The following is a 15464-nucleotide window of genomic DNA, read 5'->3' on the forward strand; positions in this document are numbered from 1 at the left end:
CGGCGTCTTTGGGAAAGCCCATGCGCGTCTCGACTGGCGATCTTGCAGATCAGCCTTCAAGCGCGCGCGAGATGCGGCGCGACAGCTCGACCGGGTCCTTTAGGACGATGGCGCGGCTGGTGCGCTCGATCAGCTGCTCCCGGATGAGCCGCGACATTTCCCGCGACACAGTCTCGCGGCTCGAGCCGATGTGCTCGGCAAGCTCGGCATGGACAAGCGGCGGGGAGATGATCCGCTCGCCCTCACCATCAGCGCGCAGACGCGAGAGGCGCAGCAGCGCGTTATAGAGACGGTGCTTGGTGTCGAGGAAAGACAGTTCAGAGACACGCTCGTTCATCGACCGGATACGACGCGACAGAAGCTGCATGAGGGACAGGCAGACCCCTCTGCGCGACTTCAGGATGTCGTGGAAAACGGCATAGGGAATAACGGTGACGATCGCGTCGCTGACGGCCATCAGGCTCGCAGAGCGGGCCATTTCGTCGATCGCCGACAACTCACCCAGCAGATCTCCGCGCCGAAAGGTGCCAAGAATTGCTTCCTTGCCAACGGCAAAGCGCAAGACGGCACGAATCTCGCCACTCTGCACGATGAATACGTCCTTTGACGTGTCCTCGTAGTCGACCAACGTCTCGCCGGCGCATAGATTACGCATATGACAACGCGCTAACCAGTCATTATCTTCGGCAACGCTCAGGCTGGAGAATATCGAAGTGCCGCGCAGCGTGGAAAGACTGTGGGCGTTATTCTGCGGATTGGCTCCCACGGACAAATGATGTTTCACTTTTCTTGTTCTTGCGACAATGATGGCGAGGTGAATACGATCGCTTCTTAAGCCGTGAACTATGAAAAGAGCAAGCCGGGTGCAGCCAAGAAACCTGCCGATGTATTACCGGCAGGTTAACGCCGAACCGCAAAATGAATCTATTATCCGATCGAACCTGCCGACGGCCCCCACACGTCGGTAAGGGCAAAGCCATCCGCCAACGGATCGAAGGGGTCGAGCGCCACCTGGTGCAGGCCGAAGGTGAAACCGCGGCCGCTGATCGTCGGGATGACGGCGGGGCGCCCTGCTACCTGCGTTACCTCCTTTAGCCCCACCTCGAATTCGGAGCCAATGATCGAACGCGATTTCAGCACGTCTCCGACCTTCGCCTTGCCACGGGCGTGCAGGGTCGCAAGGTTGGCCGAATTGCCGGTCCCGCAGGGCGAGCGGTCGACGCGGCCGGGCCACATCGTGGTGCAGGTGCGGATCGCGCCATCCGGATCGACGTCGCGGAACATCACATAGGCGACGCCGGAGATCGCCGGAATTTCCGGGTGGACGACGGGAATGCGTCGATTGATCTCCTCCTTCAGGATCATACCCGCTTCGACCAGCCCACGGGCATTGGCCTTGTCTATCGAAAGTCCGACCTGACTGACATCGACCAGAGCGTAAAAGATGCCGCCATAGCTCAGGTCGAACGTAATTCGGCCCCATAGCTCGGTCTCGAGGCTGACGTCCAGCTCATGCACGAACGAGGGCACCATAGTGAGCTTGACCCGCTCGCAGCGGCCATCATGGCAAGTCGCTGTCGCGGTTACGAGACCGGCGGCGGTGTCGAGAACAACCGTGGTTTCCGGCTCGTTCATCTCGACGATACCGCTTTCGAGCAGCGCCGTCGTGATGCAGATCGAGTTCGACCCGGAGCTGGCGTGGGCCTGATCCGGCTGGAGAATGACGAAGCCGGCATCGGCCTTCGGATTCTTGGCTGGCAGAAGCAGGTTGACCGATCCGATCGGAGCACCGCGCGGCTCGAGGACAAGAAAGCGGCGCAGCTCTTGGCCCTTGGGGTCGTTATTCAGCCAATGCAGCTGCTCGGCGATCGTCTCACCCGGGATTTTCGGCACACCGCCGACAGCCACCTTGCCGATCTCGCCCTCGCAATGGACATCGATCAGCTGGAGGGTACGTTTCCATCTCATGGTCTTGCTCCGTCAGTCAGGAATTCAGTTCTCGGTGCACCGTAGCGCATCCAGAAGCTCGGATTTCGCGGCATCCTTGCGGGCGAGCGCGGCAGAGGCGGCGGCGCGGTCAATCATCGAGCGCTGCGCTCTCAGCGCGGCCACCGCATCCTTGCGGCTCACCTGAGTGAAGCGCAACCGGCTGCCGACCGCCGCCTGGCCAAGTCGCCAAAGGTCGGCCTCGATGACGTGGGCGATCTTCGGATAGCCACCACAGGTATTGGCCTCGGCCAGCTGGATGATCGGCTGGCCCGACGGCGGCACCTGTACGGTGCCAGGCATGATGCCATGCGAATGCAGTTCAAGCCTTTGCATGAGCTTGAGTTCGGGTCCTGACAGCCGGTAGCCTTGGCGATTGGCATCCTCGGTAACCTGCCATGCGGCAGCTTCCAGGGCCGCGACCGCTGCCTCATTGAAGAACTCATATTCCGCGCCCGGCAATACACGGATCGGCGCATCCTCATCCACATCTCCCGCAGCACGGCCGAGTTCCTGCGGATCGAGGCCGAAGCCACTCGGCAGGTCTGCCAGAGCCGCTGGACCAAAGCCGGTCTCCAGCCGGTCTCCGCGGCGCAGCCCCCTGCCCTCCAACCCGCCCCAACGGCTCTTGAGGTCTGTGGAAGCCGAGCCGAGCACGGTTTGGACAAGGATGCCGCCGGCAATGGAAAGATAGGCACGAGCGCCCCGACGCGGCAGGCCGAGTTCCAGCACATCGCCGGAGCGGACAGGCAGCGCCCACCAGGACGGATAGCAAACACCATTGACCGTCATCTGAACATCGGCACCGGTAACGGCCACCAAAGCTGCGCGCTCGAAACGCAGCCGGAACGGAAAGATCGCCACTTCGATCGCGGCGGCGCCAGGATCATTGCCGACCATCCGATTGGCAAGTTCAAGGGCGGGGCCATCCATTGCACCGGAGCGAGAGACACCGGCATCAAGATAGCCGAGACGGCCCACATCCTGCACGGAATTGGCCGCGCCTGTGGTCAGGATCTCGATCATATGTTGATCTCCTTGACGACGAAGCGGACACGATCACCGGCGTGCAGAGCGGCCGGCGGCTGCCGCATCGGATCGAAAAGTCGAAAATCCGTATGGCCAAGAATGTGCCAGCCGGAGGGCGCGGTGAGTGGCATGATGCCGGCTTGCGTGCCGCCGATAATGACTGAGCCCTCGGGTACGCCCATGCGCGGTACGGCGCGCCGCGGCAGCGCGAGCACCGGATCCAGCCCGGAGAGATAGACGAAACCAGGCATCGCGCCTACGGCGGCGACAGAATAGACAGGTGCGGAATGCATCGCGACGAGGCGCTCGATCGTTAGGCCCTTCTCGGCCGCGACCTCGGCAAGATCCCCCCCCTCGTTGCCATAGACGACGGGGACCTCGACCAGACGGCCGGTCGCCGGCGCTGCGAGCGTCGCTTTCCACTCCGTGACGAGATGGGCCTCGAGCCTGTCCGGATCGAGACGCAGAGGATCGAACACGACCATCAGGTTGTTCATGCCAGGCGCGGTCTCATCGACACCAGGGAACGTCTTCAGCTTTTCGGCAAAGACCCAGATGCGCTCCTGCACGAACGGATCGAAAACCGGGCCGGCCACGTCAAAGAGAAGCGCTCCCGCCCCCTCCGCGCTGATCCTCGGATTATCGCCGTGCTTGAACATGCCTGCCTTCATCACTGTCGTTCGCACCGTGATATATCAGAATGCGATGGAGACCCAAAGCATTTCTTCGCCCGACCATTGTGCATAGGCTTCGCCTAGACCTACAATCCGGTCGAACGGAAGCATAGGGAGAATAAGCGGCATGGCACTCAGCGTCGACCTCAATTCCGATATGGCCGAAGGCTTTGGCGCCTACCGCATGGGCGATGACGACGCCATGCTGTCGATCGTCAGTTCGGCCAATATCGCCTGCGGCCTGCATGCCGGCGACCCCGAGATCATGGCTTCCACCTTCGCCGTCGCCAGGTCGAAGGGCGTCGCCGTCGGTGCCCATCCGGGCTTCCCGGACCTGTGGGGCTTCGGACGGCGCAATATTCCCTTCTCTGCCGGCGAGATCGAGCGGCTGGTCGCCTATCAGATCGGTGCTGCGCAGGCGCTTTCCACCTATGCCGGCCATCCAATCACCCATGTGAAGGCGCATGGCGCGCTGGGCAACCTGACCCAGCAGGACGAAGGCGTAGCGCAAGCCGTCAATAATGCCATCAAGGCGGTCGACCCGTCTCTCGTCTGCCTGACCATCGCACTTGGGCATCAGGAACGGCTGGCGCGCGAAATGGGCCTAACCTGCCGTTCGGAGATCTTTGCCGACCGGGCCTACACCGATGAAGGCTTCCTCGTCCATCGCAGCAAACCCGGCGCCGTGATCCACGATGCGGCCGAGGCCGCCGCCCGCGTCGTGCGCATGGTGAAGAACGGTGCGATCGAGACAGTCACCGGGCGACTGATCGTCACCTCGGTTGACTCGATCTGCGTCCACAGCGACACACCTTCGGCCGTCAGCATCGCCCGGACCATCCGCGATGCTCTGGAAGCCGAGGGTGTCACCATTGCCAATTTCCTGCGCTGAAGGGTGCAATATGGATCTCGCGACGATCGAACGATTGATGCAAATGCTGGAAAATTCCTCACTCAACGAGATTGAGGTGAGCGAAGATGGCGTGCGTATCCGTCTCGCCAAAACTGCCGGCCGAGGTGCCGGGGCGCCAACACCCGTATCGAGGAACGAGACGCCGGAGGAAATGGCTGCTGCGGAAATCGCTACACTGATGGCGCTGCCGGAGATTGCCGAAACCGACCAAGCGGTGATTGTCTCCGGCCTGTCGGGCACGTTCTATCGGGCGCCTGCCCCCGGGGCGCGCCCCTATGTCAAAGAAGGAGATCTGATCGAGGAGGGCCAGACGCTTGCGTTGGTCGAGGCGATGAAGATGCTCAATCCGGTGGAGGCGACGCGTGGCGGTCGCATCGAATCGATCCTCGTGGCCGATGGTGAGCCGGTCACACCCGGCATGCCGCTCATCCTGCTCGCCTCGGATTGACGCTCATGTTCGACAGCGTTCTGATCGCTAATCGCGGGGAGATCGCTCTCAGGATTCTGAGGGCCTGTCGGGATATTGGGATCAAGACCATCGCCATCCACTCGGATGTCGACCGCGATCTGCGTCATGTCGCCCTTGCCGACCAGGCCCTGTGTATCGGGCCGGCTCCCGCAGCACGTAGCTATCTCGACAGTCATGAGATCCTGCTCGCCGCTCAGTTGACCGGCGCCGGCGCCATCCACCCCGGCTATGGCTTCCTGTCGGAAAATGCTGACTTCGCCGACATGGTCGAGCGGGCCGGCATCGTTTTCGTCGGGCCACCGTCCTCGGCGATCCGCACCATGGGCGACAAGGTCGCCGCCAAACGGGCGATGATCGCGGCCGGCGTCCCTTGCGTACCGGGACCGGACAGCACCCTGCCACAGGACGCGGCGCAAATCGTGTCGATCGGTGCGGAGACCGGCTATCCACTGATCGTCAAGGCATCAGGCGGCGGCGGCGGCCGGGGCATGCGGATCGTCCGCGATCCAGCAAACCTGGCAAGCGCGGTGCAGATGGCGCGCGAGGAAGCGGGCCGGGCTTTCGGCAATCCGGAGGTCTATGTCGAACGCTTCCTCGAATTTCCCCGCCATGTCGAGATCCAGGTGCTCGCTGACAACCACGGCAATGCCATCCATCTCGGTGCGCGCGACTGCTCGATCCAGCGCCGCAACCAGAAACTGATCGAGGAGGCGCCGCCGCCGGGGATTGATCCCGCCGCGATCGACGCAATCGGCCGGCGCTGTGCAGCCGCATGCTTGGCAATCGGCTATCGCGGGGCAGGTACGTTTGAATTCCTTTACGAGGATGGAGAATTCCACTTCATCGAGATGAACACCCGCGTCCAGGTCGAACATCCGGTCACAGAGGAGATCACCGGCGTCGACATCGTGCGTGAACAACTGCGCATAGCCATGGGCGAGAAGCTCGCATTCGCGCAGGATGCCGTACGCTTAGACGGCCATGCAATGGAATGTCGCATTAACGCGGAACATGCTTTCAACTTCACGCCGTCTCCCGGAAAGGTCACGCGCTTCATCGCTCCGGGCGGTCCGGGCGTGCGGCTCGATACCCATCTCTATCCCGGCTACGAGATCCCGCCGAACTACGATTCGCTGATTGGCAAGCTGATCACTCACGGGCCGTCGCGCGCAGACGCGGTCGCCCGTATGCGCCGGGCGCTCAGCGAATTGACGATCGAGGGCGTGGAGACGTCGAGCACGCTTCACCTAGCGCTGCTGGACGAACCGGGCTTTGCCGCCGGTGGTATCGACATCCATCATCTTGAGCGGCTAATGGCTAACGGTTTCGGGAGGGCATGATGGGGAACGAGTGGATCGAAGCCATTCTGGACCTGATGCAACGCCACGGCATCGCCGAGTTCGAATATGAGGATGCCGATCGGCATATCATCACCAGCGCGGGCGTGGCTGCCGAAGCGACCCGATCGCCCCGACGACCAACGCCTCCGCCGCAAGCTTGCGAGACGCTTGTGGCGCCGCATATCGGGATCTTTCAAGCGGCCCATCCACGGGACGGCGAAGACGCTGCCCTGCCCCGCCTCGTCCGGTGTGGCGAGATTGTCGGATACCTCAAGGCCGGCCCTCTACTGCGCCCCGCACCTTCGCCGTCGGACGGCGTGCTGTCGCGTCGCCTCGTCGACGACGGCGTGTTGGTCGGCTACGGCACTCCACTTTTCGAGTTCCACCGGTCCCAATCCTAGCGCCTCCTCAGCGGGCTAGCACCCGGCGATGGAGAAGCCCCTAAGGTCTGGACGGGATGAATATGGTCCCGGCCGCTCCAATTGTGTTGGTGGCAGAGCTCCCGAGCAGTTGCCACTGTTGGCTATAGCTGCGCCGGGTGCGCGGATCGAAAAGCGAGATCGGCGCACTGATGACCGTGCTGGCCGCCTGCCCGACGGTATTGCCTGCACCGATCGCCACCGCGCCCAGACTCTCGCCGAGCCCGACCGATGAATCGGTCACGGCCTGTCCGGCGATCAGACGCTCGCCGATCAGGCGAACGACCTCAGGGCTCTCGGCAAATTTGCCGTGGTTCAGCGGATCACCCGATTTCAGCTTGGTGAGATCGAGTACCGTAATGCCCGCCGCTTCCAGCTGTGTGCGATAGGGCTCGACGGTCGGATCGATATGGCCCAGACGCTCGACATTGCCGGATATGCGCTTTGACAGGGTGAGTGCCCGGTCGTCGCGCGAGACGAACAGGGTGAACTTCGGCGCCTTGCCGCCAAAGCTCTGGTATTGCTGGGCGAAGACATCGACGTCAAGATCGGGCGAGGCGAGGATGACATTGCTGATCTTCGGATCGACCCGACCGTGGCGGATCGCCATCTGACGCAGCGATTCCACTGCAAGCCAGGTGCCCATCGAATGCGCCATGACGGTTACTTCGCCGACGGCCGGATTTCGCGCGATCTGCGTCAGCAGATCCTCCAGCGCATCTCGGGAATAGTTGGTGCTTTCCTTATCATAATTGTAGTCGAAGACCGAACCGCGCGAGGGCCAAGTGAAGACCACCGGCACCACATCTGCCTTGGAATCATGAACGATCTGCGCAAAACGATAGACGGCTTCCTCGTAGAGATTGTTGAAGCCGTGCACGAACACAAGGACCCGTCGGCTCTTGCGCACATGGCTCTGAAGCCAGGCCTCGCCTTCCTTTTTACTAGCGATCGGATCGACCGCTACCGTGGTGAATGCGCGATGCGGATCGGCCGGCAGGCGCTTGGGCCACTGAACCTGGCCGATTTCGCGATCGGCATCGGGTGGAATGGAGATTGTAACCGCGTCGAGCATCAGACCGGAACCCCGCTCGCCAGTGAACAGGATGGCCTTGTCGACCGCCGGCGCCCGAGTGGTCGCGGCGATCATCTCGACCTTTGTCGTACCGTTTGCCGTGTGATTGGTCGGCTCCATGACACCGATCGGTCGACCGCCACAAGCCGAAAGAACCAGCAACAGACCAGCAAACACCGCTGAACGCGCAAGCGTCGCTGATGCCGGGAGGGAAAACCGGCGCGATCCGGCGGTGTCGATGCGGTTCGGATGCACGGCTACTCCAATGCCCGGACGATGACAGTCACTGCTGGCGTCATACCGGGCTTACCACGCGCTTTCCAGCTCTTTCGACCAAAGCCGGCGCCACGAACCTCAGGCCGAGGCAAGTTGCGCGCGCGCCCAGTCGACGATCTGACGCGCCGACATGGCCCCGGAGACCCGGCCGACTTCGCGACCGTCCTTATAGAGCAGCATGGTCGGGATGCCGCGGATGCCGAGCTTGGAGGAGATCTGCGGCTCGTTTTCCGAGTTCAGCTTGATCAGCCGAACCTCGGGTTCGAGCACACCGGCGGCCTCTGCGAAAGCCGGTGCCATCATCCGGCACGGACCGCACCACGGCGCCCAAACGTCGACGAGAACCGGGATATCATTGCGACTGATATGCTTCTCGAACGATGCTCCATCCGCATCGACGGGGTGCGCGTCGAACATCGCGTGACCACATTTGCCGCAGCGCGCCTCGGAAACCGGACGTTCAGCCGCCAGGCGATTGACGGCAAAACACTGAGGACAAACAATCTTTCTGTCTTTTTGCATCTTGCATACTCCCACGAGTTCACGCCCATAGATCCGGGGCAGCCAGCTTGACAATATATTCGGAATAACGTAGATACGCAAGAATGAAAGTTGACCCCGATACCATGCAGGATGCCGCCGACGACGCCAGCGAGTTGCTGAAAGCGCTTGCCAATCGTCATCGTTTGCTCATTCTCTGTCAGTTGATCGATGGCGAACGCTCGGTCGGTCAGCTCGCGGAATTCCTCGGAATTCGCGACTCGACGGTGTCGCAGCATCTGGCGCTTCTGCGCCGCGACCGGATCATCTCCGGCCGCCGTGACGGCCAGACCATTTGGTATCACATCGAAAGCGAACCGGCGCGCAACGTCATCACCGCGCTCTACGGCAGCTTCTGCTCCGTCTAGACCACGACGGCCCGTCTGATCACCCGGACATCATAGGCCTTGACCCGCCTCAGGCGGGTCTCATCGTTCCCTTCTCGCGCAGGTTCACATGCCAGGAGAGCGCCTCTTCGAGCACGTGCGGCGTATGCCCGCCACGCTTGACCGCACGGTCATAATAGTCCTGCAACGGATCGCGATAATCTTTGTCGACACAATTGGCGATGACCACTGCCGCCCGTTCACGCGGGGCCAGGCCTCTCAGGTCGGCAAGACCGACTTCCGTCACCAGAATATCGACATCATGCTCGGTATGATCGACATGGCTGACCATCGGCACGACCGATGAGATCGCACCGTTCTTGGCGGTCGATTTGGTGACGAAGATCGACATGAAGGCATTGCGGGCGAAATCGCCCGAGCCGCCGATACCGTTCATCATGTGCGTACCGCCGACGTGGGTGGAGTTGACATTGCCGTAGATGTCGAACTCCAGCGCCGTGTTGATGCAAATCAGACCGAGGCGACGGATCACCTCGGGATGGTTGCTGATTTCCTGTGGGCGCAGAATAAGCTGATGCTTGTATTCGGAGAGCCGCGGCAGGACTTTCTGGTACATTTCTGCCGACAGCGTAATCGACGACCCCGAAGCAAAGGTCAGCTTGCCGGAATCGAACAGCTCGAAGGTCGAATCCTGCAAAACCTCGGAATACATCTTCAAGTCATGGAACGGTGTATCGATGAAGCCATGCAGAACGGCATTGGCGATCGTACCGATACCGGCCTGTAGCGGCTGCAACTCGTAGCCCAGACGGCCCTGTTTGACTTCATTCAGCAGGAAATCGCTGAGATGACCGGCGATTGCGCGGGTATCGTCGTCCGGCGGCAGAATCGTGGCGGAACTGTCTTGCTTTTCCGAGACGACGACGGCGACGATCTTCTCCGGCGGGATCGGAATAAAAGGCAGACCCACGCGGCTTTCCGTCGTCACGATCGGGATCGGCATCCGGGTCGGACGGCGCGACGGAATGTAGATGTCGTGCAGGCCCTCGAGGGAGGCGGGCTGCGAAAGATTCAGCTCGACGATGACCTTGTCGGCCAGGATGGCGAAACTCGCCGAATTTCCGACGGAGGTCGTCGGCACGATTCCGCCGGTCTCGGTGATGGCAACAGCCTCGATGACGGCGATGTCCACCGGCTTGATCTGGTGGGTCCGCAATTGCTCCACCGTCTCGGACAGGTGTTGGTCAATGAACATGACCTCCCCGGCATTGATCGCCTTGCGCAAGCCCGGATCCGACTGAAAGGGCAGGCGGCGCGCCAACACATGCGCTTCGGCCAGAGTCTTATCCAGATCATTACCGAGCGACGCGCCAGTCATAAGGGTGATTTTCAGTGGGTCCGTCTTGGCCCGCTCCGCCAGAGCCAGGGGCACAGCCTTGGCCTCGCCCGCGCGGGTGAAGCCGCTCATGCCGACCGTCATACCGTCCTTGATGAAGCTTGCGGCCTCTTCAGCGCTGACCAGTTTGTCGAGCAGGGGCTTAAATCGAATCCGATCACGCAGCATAATCTATCCTCTAAGACAACGCGCTCATCGGACAGGTTTCCGACAGGCAGGGCCATGGCTTAAATGCCAGCGGAGAGGAAACGCAATCATCCTTCCGTCGCATTGCGCGCTTAGCTGCCATGCCTTTTGCACATAGCTTGTTAATTCACGTCGATTGAATGAAAAAACACGCGATCCACTGGAAAGCAAGGACATTTCGGAGGAAGGGGAAGTGGCGCACCCGAAGAGATTCGAACTCCTGACCCCCAGATTCGTAGTCTGGTGCTCTATCCAGCTGAGCTACGGGTGCGTGCCAGTCCGACTGTCGTCGGCGGCGTGGCGATCCTCTAAAACGTGCCGCGAAGGATTGCAAGCACCTTTCGGAAAAAAGAGTCATTTTGCCGTCACATCAATGCTGGAAGCCCGGAATTGCGGCAATTCTTTTTTTCACGCACGCACCCGCCAGTCACCCAACGCCACAGGACGATCAGGGATCTCGATTCGAAACAGGGTACCGGGACCCGGTTTTTCCACGAGGGCGATGGTTCCGCCATGGGCGAGCACGAGTTCGCGCGCGATCGCCAAGCCGAGGCCGATGCCACCGGAACGGGCCGAACCACGGAAGGCGGTAAACAGGTTTTCCCGCGCCTTGGGCGCCAAGCCGGGGCCGGTGTCGTCGATCGCGATAGCGACCACGCTGCCGATGCGCTGCGCCGACAGCGTGATGCGGCGCAGCGCCCCTGGATCGTCGAGGCGGTGATTCGCCAACGCCTGGACCGCATTGCGACAAATATTGTGAACGACCCGAAAAAGCTGCTCGCTGTCGGCATCGACCTCGATGTCGGCAGCGACCGAGTCGACGAAGTCGATGCCGCTGTCCGGCGCGATGGCCAGGATGTCACGCACCTCCTGACAGAGCTCGGCCAGACGGAAGCGCCGGCGCTTGGGCTCAGCCTCGGATGCCTGTCCGTAAGCTAACACCTCGCTGGTGTAGCCAACGGCCCGATCGATGGTACGCACCAGCTTCGGCGCAAAGCCCTTCACCATGGGGTCGTCGACATCAACGAGACGGTCGGACATCAATTGCGCGGAGGCGAGAATATTGCGCATATCGTGATTGATCTTCGAGACGGCGAGGCCAAGGTCGGCAAGGTTGCGCTGCTGCTTCAGCGTCTTCTGCAACTGCTCCTGCATCAGGGCAAGGTGACGCCCGGCCAGCGCGATCTCGTCGTTGCCGGGCGCTGGAGGCAGGATGCGAGCCGGGTCCTCGGGATTTTCGGCGAATACCTGCATGCTATGCGTCAGGCGTCGCATCGGCCGGATCATCATACGGTTGATCGCAATGTAGATCAGCGAGGCAGTGATAAGAGAGATCATCAGCGACACGGAAAAGACACTCTGAGCATAGGCCAGCATCGCCTGGCGCAAGCCCTTTTCCTCCATGACCAGTTCGATGATCATATCGCTGTCGCCGATCGGACCATAAACGCGCAACATGCGATCGCCGCCGAACAGCAGCGTGTAGAGCGCGTCGCCGATCGACTGGAACGCAGGCACGTCGGAGAGATCGTATTTGGCGTCGACCTGCGGCGGCATGTGGTCGGCCGCCAGCAATCGCGAGGTGCCGTCCTTGCGCAGTGCGATGGCCTTCGTACCGGTCGCCATGAGTGTATCGTCCTGCACCGCCCGCGGCAATTCTGCCGGCTGGAGCCCATCGATTACCACGCCTGCGGCCGCCGCCGTATTCAAGCGGTCCTCAAGCCAACGCAAGCGCATCGAGGCGACCGACGGCACGAAGATCAGCACCTCCGCCAGCATCACGAAGGCCATCGTCAGCCAGAGAAGCTTGCCTGACAGCCCGCGCAAGCGATGCTGCATGACTGAACCTGCCCCCGTATCGGTTTGCCAACCGGCCTGGCTCTGTTGCCACATGGGCTGCTCCCATCATCATTCCGAGGACATCCGGCCACCTGCGGTCAGCCGGATCGGCTTTTATATTAGCGCACGGGCGCGAATTGGCCAATGCCACGCCTCGACGGAGAGGAGGCGCCAGCAAGGACGGTCTGTGCTGAAAAAGACGACGCAAGCACCCCTTTCGCTCGTTGGAACATCCAATATTGAGCATCACATCGCGATCGCCCATTCTTGCGGATCCCGCACGTCCGGACAGCTTTCCATCACTCGGCAAGAGGCCAATGATGAAATGGAGTTTCGCTCACCCGGCCCCCGCATGCTCGGCTCTATCGAGCCAAATCACCCGGACAATTGACTCTCGAGCCCTTGATCCGTATAAGCCGCGCACGTCCGGACCGAAAACCCGCAATGACGGGTGGATAGCCGTGCGCAAATCCAACGCTCTTGCAGAAATGCAAACCCAAGAAGGGCCGCACACCGCGGTATTAAATAAATGACGAAGCGTACCTTTCAACCTTCCAAGCTTGTTCGCAAGCGTCGCCACGGCTTCCGTGCGCGTATGGCCACCAAGGGCGGCCGCAAGGTTCTTGTTGCCCGCCGCGCCCGCGGTCGCAACCGCCTCTCGGCCTAAAGGCCGGGCTTGCCCGAGACCGGGCGAATGAATGCAGATAAAGAGAAACAAACTGTCGGGCGGCTGAAAAGCCGGCCGCAGTTTCTTGCCGTTCGCGCCGGCGAAAAGCGCAGGGGCAGCCTGTTCCTCCTCGAGGTTCTCGATCGAAAGGCGCCCGAGACCGAACCCCGGGTTGGTTTCACGGTCACCAAGAAGCATGGCAACGCCGTCGAGCGCAATCGCATGCGCCGCCGCCTCAAAGAGGCCGTTCGACTGAATGCGGCGTTTGCAATGCAGCCCGGACACGACTATGTCATTGTCGCCCGCAGGGATGTGCTCGATGCACCCTTTGCGCGGCTTGCCGCGCAACTGGCCGACCGGATCAAGGCCAGACCGAAAAACGCACGGTCCCCCGCGACCGATTCCAGGAAAGTCTGATGCAAAACAACCGCAATTACTTCATCGCGATTGCCCTGTCTGTGCTGATCGTTCTCGGCTGGCAGTACTTCATCATGAGTCCGCGGATCGAAGCGCAGCGGCAGGCCGAAGAAGCTCGCCTTGCCCAGGAAGCCACGACGACGCAACCGAACGCCGCGGCACCGGCCGCCGGGACCATCGCTGGCAGCTTGCCGGGCAGCACCGCCCAGGCCGCCGCCGAAGCAAACCGCGACGAAGCGATCGCCAAGACAGCCCGCGTGGCGATCGACACACCGGCGCTTGTCGGCTCGATCAATCTGACCGGCGCCCGGTTTGACGACCTGAAACTCAAGGAATACCGGGAGACCGTCGACCCGACGAGCCCGATCATCACACTGTTCAACCCGGCCGACACCACGGACGGCTACTTCACCGAACTCGGCTACATTGCCGGCGAAAATGCCGGCACGGCTCCCGGTCCAGCTACGGTCTGGACGCTGGCCAGCGGCGACAAGCTGACCCAGGCGACACCGGTGACGCTCTCCTTCACCAACGACGCGGGACTGACATTCCTGCGCAAGATCTCCGTCGATGAGCATTATATGTTCACCGTCGAAGACACGATCAGCAATACCGGAACGGCCGCTGCCTCGATTGCACCTTACGGCCGCATCACGCGGTACAACAAGCCAACGACGGCATCTGTCTACGTCCTGCACGAGGGCTTTCTCGGTGTTATTGGCAAGGAAGGCGGCCTGGTCGAAGAAAAGTACAGCGCCATCGAGAAGGAATCGATGACCAACGCCAAGGCGACCGGCGGCTGGATGGGCATCACCGACAAGTATTGGGCGGCAGCACTCGTACCGCCGCAGGCGATCGCCTATGATTCCCGCTTCTCCCACTTCACCGATGGGCAGCCGCGTTTCCAGGCAGACTACAAGAACGACGCCGTTTCCATTGCGCCAGGCCAGTCCACAAGCCTCAAGACGCTTGTCTTCGCCGGCGCCAAGGAAGTGCCCGTCGTTGACGGGTATGCACGTGACAATTCCTGGTTCGGCAAGGTTTTCGCGAACCTGGTTGGCGGCAAGACGGAAACCGTAACGAATTACGAAGTGCCTCGCTTCGACCTCCTGATCGATTGGGGCTGGTTCTACTTCTTCACCAAGCCGATGTTCATGCTGATGGATTTCTTCTTCCGTCTGGTTGGCAACTTCGGCATCGCCATCCTGCTGACCACCATCGTCGTCAAGGCTATCTTCTTCCCGCTCGCCAGCAAGCAGTATGCCTCCATGGCAAACATGAAGCGCATGCAGCCGAAAATGGAAGAGCTGAAGGCCAAGTATGGCGACGACAAGATGGCGCTTCAGAAGGCGATGATGGAGCTCTATAAGACCGAGAAGATCAATCCGGTCGCCGGCTGCTGGCCGGTGCTGTTGCAGATCCCGGTCTTCTTCTCGCTCTACAAGGTGATCTACGTCACGATCGAAATGCGCCATGCGCCGTTCTTCGGCTGGATCCAGGACCTTTCGGCCCCCGATCCGACGACGTTCATCAATCTCTTCGGCCTGCTGCCGTTCGAGGCCCCGAGCTTCCTGCATCTCGGCATCTGGCCGATCATCATGGGTGTCACCATGTGGCTTCAGATGCGTATGAACCCGACACCGCCGGACCCGACCCAGGCGATGCTGTTCAACTGGATGCCGCTGATCTTCACCTTCATGCTCGGCTCCTTTCCGGCCGGTCTGGTCATCTACTGGGCCTGGAACAACACGCTTTCGATCACGCAGCAGTCGATCATCATGAAGCGTCACGGCGCCAAGATCGAGTTGATCGACAACATCAAGCGTATGTTCCGGCGAAAGCCCACTGAGACGAAGTAACCAGATAAGCCCCGGTTAGCCGGGGCTTATTT

The 15464-nt window shown here is 61.2% G+C and carries 16 protein-coding genes and 1 tRNA gene; 8 read left to right on the forward strand and 9 right to left on the reverse strand.

Annotation, left to right across the window (positions count from 1 at the left end; all coding sequences use genetic code 11):
* Positions 1 to 49: 49 nt before the first annotated feature.
* The 4 genes from RNA01_RS02570 to pxpB all read right to left on the reverse strand — a co-directional run bounded on the left by RNA01_RS02570 (position 50) and on the right by pxpB (position 3674).
* Positions 50 to 784 (reverse strand): Crp/Fnr family transcriptional regulator, encoded by a 735-nt coding sequence (locus RNA01_RS02570; protein ID WP_147178390.1) that lies wholly within the window; start codon positions 782 to 784, stop codon positions 50 to 52.
* A gap of 143 nt (positions 785 to 927) precedes the next feature.
* Entirely contained in the window at positions 928 to 1968 is a 1041-nt protein-coding gene (locus tag RNA01_RS02575) for a 4-hydroxyproline epimerase (RefSeq protein ID WP_147178391.1), read from the reverse strand.
* 24 nt (positions 1969 to 1992) lie between these two features.
* Positions 1993 to 3012: a 5-oxoprolinase subunit C family protein gene (locus RNA01_RS02580; RefSeq protein WP_147178392.1), complete on the reverse strand. Its 1020-nt coding sequence runs from the start codon at positions 3010 to 3012 to the stop codon at positions 1993 to 1995.
* Positions 3009 to 3674 (reverse strand): 5-oxoprolinase subunit PxpB, encoded by a 666-nt coding sequence (gene pxpB, locus RNA01_RS02585; protein ID WP_147178393.1) that lies wholly within the window; start codon positions 3672 to 3674, stop codon positions 3009 to 3011. The genes RNA01_RS02580 and pxpB overlap by 4 nt, the downstream gene beginning before the upstream one ends.
* A gap of 142 nt (positions 3675 to 3816) precedes the next feature.
* Between pxpB and RNA01_RS02590 the strand changes: the two genes are divergently transcribed.
* The 4 genes from RNA01_RS02590 to RNA01_RS02605 are packed head-to-tail and all read left to right on the forward strand — an operon-like array spanning position 3817 to position 6812.
* Positions 3817 to 4581, forward strand: coding sequence for a LamB/YcsF family protein (locus tag RNA01_RS02590; protein ID WP_147178394.1), 765 nt, complete (start codon positions 3817 to 3819; stop codon positions 4579 to 4581).
* 10 nt (positions 4582 to 4591) lie between these two features.
* A complete protein-coding gene (locus RNA01_RS02595; RefSeq protein WP_170253334.1) occupies positions 4592 to 5050 on the forward strand; it encodes an acetyl-CoA carboxylase biotin carboxyl carrier protein in 459 nt (152 codons plus the stop codon).
* Between the two features lie 5 nt (positions 5051 to 5055).
* Positions 5056 to 6411: an acetyl-CoA carboxylase biotin carboxylase subunit gene (gene accC, locus RNA01_RS02600; RefSeq protein WP_147178396.1), complete on the forward strand. Its 1356-nt coding sequence runs from the start codon at positions 5056 to 5058 to the stop codon at positions 6409 to 6411.
* Positions 6411 to 6812, forward strand: coding sequence for a hypothetical protein (locus RNA01_RS02605; protein WP_147178397.1), 402 nt, complete (start codon positions 6411 to 6413; stop codon positions 6810 to 6812). The genes accC and RNA01_RS02605 overlap by 1 nt, the downstream gene beginning before the upstream one ends.
* Before the next feature lie 40 nt (positions 6813 to 6852).
* Here the strand turns inward: RNA01_RS02605 and RNA01_RS02610 are convergent, their stop codons facing one another.
* Together RNA01_RS02610 and trxC are read right to left on the reverse strand one after the other, a co-directional pair.
* Positions 6853 to 8082: an alpha/beta hydrolase gene (locus tag RNA01_RS02610; protein WP_235916395.1), complete on the reverse strand. Its 1230-nt coding sequence runs from the start codon at positions 8080 to 8082 to the stop codon at positions 6853 to 6855.
* Positions 8083 to 8259: 177 nt separating this feature from the next.
* Positions 8260 to 8703 (reverse strand): thioredoxin TrxC, encoded by a 444-nt coding sequence (gene trxC, locus RNA01_RS02615; protein WP_147178398.1) that lies wholly within the window; start codon positions 8701 to 8703, stop codon positions 8260 to 8262.
* A gap of 83 nt (positions 8704 to 8786) precedes the next feature.
* Here trxC and RNA01_RS02620 point away from each other — a divergent pair, with 83 nt between their 5' ends.
* Positions 8787 to 9089: an ArsR/SmtB family transcription factor gene (locus tag RNA01_RS02620; RefSeq protein ID WP_147178399.1), complete on the forward strand. Its 303-nt coding sequence runs from the start codon at positions 8787 to 8789 to the stop codon at positions 9087 to 9089.
* A 49-nt stretch (positions 9090 to 9138) separates the two neighbouring features.
* Here the strand turns inward: RNA01_RS02620 and scpC are convergent, their stop codons facing one another.
* The 3 genes from scpC to RNA01_RS02635 all read right to left on the reverse strand — a co-directional run bounded on the left by scpC (position 9139) and on the right by RNA01_RS02635 (position 12489).
* Positions 9139 to 10632: a succinyl-CoA:acetate CoA-transferase ScpC gene (gene scpC / locus RNA01_RS02625; RefSeq protein WP_147178400.1), complete on the reverse strand. Its 1494-nt coding sequence runs from the start codon at positions 10630 to 10632 to the stop codon at positions 9139 to 9141.
* Between the two features lie 212 nt (positions 10633 to 10844).
* Positions 10845 to 10921, reverse strand: a tRNA-Arg gene (locus RNA01_RS02630).
* Between the two features lie 137 nt (positions 10922 to 11058).
* Entirely contained in the window at positions 11059 to 12489 is a 1431-nt protein-coding gene (locus RNA01_RS02635; RefSeq protein ID WP_235916397.1) for a sensor histidine kinase, read from the reverse strand.
* 529 nt (positions 12490 to 13018) lie between these two features.
* Between RNA01_RS02635 and rpmH the strand changes: the two genes are divergently transcribed.
* From rpmH to yidC, 3 genes are read left to right on the forward strand one after another with little or no spacing between them, the layout of a single operon-like run.
* The gene (gene rpmH, locus RNA01_RS02640; RefSeq protein WP_147178402.1) at positions 13019 to 13156 is read left to right on the forward strand and encodes a 50S ribosomal protein L34; all 138 of its coding nucleotides are present in this window, start codon (positions 13019 to 13021) and stop codon (positions 13154 to 13156) included.
* Positions 13157 to 13183: 27 nt separating this feature from the next.
* Positions 13184 to 13573, forward strand: a complete 390-nt coding sequence (gene rnpA / locus RNA01_RS02645) for a ribonuclease P protein component (RefSeq protein ID WP_147178578.1) — start codon at positions 13184 to 13186, stop codon at positions 13571 to 13573.
* The gene (gene yidC / locus RNA01_RS02650) at positions 13573 to 15432 is read left to right on the forward strand and encodes a membrane protein insertase YidC (RefSeq protein WP_147178403.1); all 1860 of its coding nucleotides are present in this window, start codon (positions 13573 to 13575) and stop codon (positions 15430 to 15432) included. The genes rnpA and yidC overlap by 1 nt, the downstream gene beginning before the upstream one ends.
* Positions 15433 to 15464: the final 32 nt, after the last annotated feature.

Origin of the sequence: Paenirhizobium naphthalenivorans, assembly GCF_007992095.1 — a bacterium.
Taxonomy (GTDB): Bacteria; Pseudomonadota; Alphaproteobacteria; order Rhizobiales; family Rhizobiaceae; genus Allorhizobium; species Allorhizobium naphthalenivorans.

What these genes read in the sequence shown, in the direction of transcription:
- rpmH (WP_147178402.1), top strand. Translation starts at nt 13,019, where the DNA reads ATGACGAAGCGTACCTTTCAACCTTCCAAGCTTGTTCGCAAGCGTCGC.
- scpC (WP_147178400.1), bottom strand. Translation starts at nt 10,632, where the DNA reads ATGCTGCGTGATCGGATTCGATTTAAGCCCCTGCTCGACAAACTGGTC.
- RNA01_RS02580 (WP_147178392.1), bottom strand. Translation starts at nt 3,012, where the DNA reads ATGATCGAGATCCTGACCACAGGCGCGGCCAATTCCGTGCAGGATGTG.
- RNA01_RS02595 (WP_170253334.1), top strand. Translation starts at nt 4,592, where the DNA reads ATGGATCTCGCGACGATCGAACGATTGATGCAAATGCTGGAAAATTCC.
- RNA01_RS02635 (WP_235916397.1), bottom strand. Translation starts at nt 12,489, where the DNA reads ATGCAGCATCGCTTGCGCGGGCTGTCAGGCAAGCTTCTCTGGCTGACG.
- trxC (WP_147178398.1), bottom strand. Translation starts at nt 8,703, where the DNA reads ATGCAAAAAGACAGAAAGATTGTTTGTCCTCAGTGTTTTGCCGTCAAT.
- rnpA (WP_147178578.1), top strand. Translation starts at nt 13,184, where the DNA reads ATGAATGCAGATAAAGAGAAACAAACTGTCGGGCGGCTGAAAAGCCGG.
- pxpB (WP_147178393.1), bottom strand. Translation starts at nt 3,674, where the DNA reads ATGTTCAAGCACGGCGATAATCCGAGGATCAGCGCGGAGGGGGCGGGA.
- accC (WP_147178396.1), top strand. Translation starts at nt 5,056, where the DNA reads ATGTTCGACAGCGTTCTGATCGCTAATCGCGGGGAGATCGCTCTCAGG.
- RNA01_RS02575 (WP_147178391.1), bottom strand. Translation starts at nt 1,968, where the DNA reads ATGAGATGGAAACGTACCCTCCAGCTGATCGATGTCCATTGCGAGGGC.
- RNA01_RS02620 (WP_147178399.1), top strand. Translation starts at nt 8,787, where the DNA reads ATGAAAGTTGACCCCGATACCATGCAGGATGCCGCCGACGACGCCAGC.
- RNA01_RS02605 (WP_147178397.1), top strand. Translation starts at nt 6,411, where the DNA reads ATGGGGAACGAGTGGATCGAAGCCATTCTGGACCTGATGCAACGCCAC.
- RNA01_RS02590 (WP_147178394.1), top strand. Translation starts at nt 3,817, where the DNA reads ATGGCACTCAGCGTCGACCTCAATTCCGATATGGCCGAAGGCTTTGGC.
- yidC (WP_147178403.1), top strand. Translation starts at nt 13,573, where the DNA reads ATGCAAAACAACCGCAATTACTTCATCGCGATTGCCCTGTCTGTGCTG.